Annotated in this window: 1 protein-coding gene; it reads left to right on the top strand. The window is 42.7% G+C overall.

All coding sequences use genetic code 11. From position 1 onward, the window contains the following. Positions 1 to 12: 12 nt before the first annotated feature. The gene (locus tag B3763_RS12910; RefSeq protein WP_349676579.1) at positions 13 to 627 is read left to right on the top strand and encodes an asparaginase; all 615 of its coding nucleotides are present in this window, start codon (positions 13 to 15) and stop codon (positions 625 to 627) included. Positions 628 to 773 lie beyond the last annotated feature (146 nt).

Here is a 773-nt window from a genome sequence, read left to right as displayed (position 1 = left end):
ACCTCTTAAGAAATAGCAGCCGATAAAAAAGATGGCAAGCCAATCATTACTGAAGTGTGTATCTTTTTTAATCATGTGCTTTTGCGCGGTAATCGGTCTAAAAAAGTAGAAAGTCAGCATTTCGATGCGTTCGAGTCGGAAAACTATCCCATTCTGGCGGAGGCAGGTATTTCCATCGATTATCAGTGGTCTTACCTTAAACCTTATGCAAAAGACTTTATACAATACCAATCGGCAATGGATACCCACATAGCCGTACTCAAATTGTTTCCCGGACTCAACGAATCTACCGTTGCACACACCGTTTTAGCCGAATCTGTAAAAGGTATCATTTTAGAAAGTTATGGCTCCGGTAATGTGCCGCAAGAACCGTGGTTTCTGGACTTGCTCAGAGAGAGTGTAAAGCAAGGCAAAATTATTCTCAACGTATCGCAGTGTAATGGTGGCCGGGTGATGCACGGTAAGTATGAGACTAGCAGTGAGTTAGATAAGATAGGTGTAGTGAGCGGTCATGATCTTACCTTTGAAGCGGCCACTACCAAAATGATGTACGTGTTGGCAAAATACCCGAATACCAGAGATGCAAAAAAATGCCTAAGAACTCCAATTAGGGGCGAAATGAACTGATTTTTTGTGCCTTACAAAAACAGAATAGCGCTTGCATCATGAGATAATTATTGATTTATTTGTTGCCCTGCGAGAAGCGCAAAGATTAGGGAGAGGTGTCCGAGTGGTTGAAGGAGCACGCCTGGAAAGTGTGTATACCCCTAAAG

The organism is Roseivirga sp. UBA1976 (genome assembly GCF_002336325.1).
In the GTDB taxonomy this organism is placed as follows: Bacteria; Bacteroidota; Bacteroidia; order Cytophagales; family Cyclobacteriaceae; genus Roseivirga; species Roseivirga thermotolerans.
The sequence above is the reverse complement of the archived record's forward strand: the minus strand, read 5'-3'. Positions and strand labels throughout refer to the sequence as shown.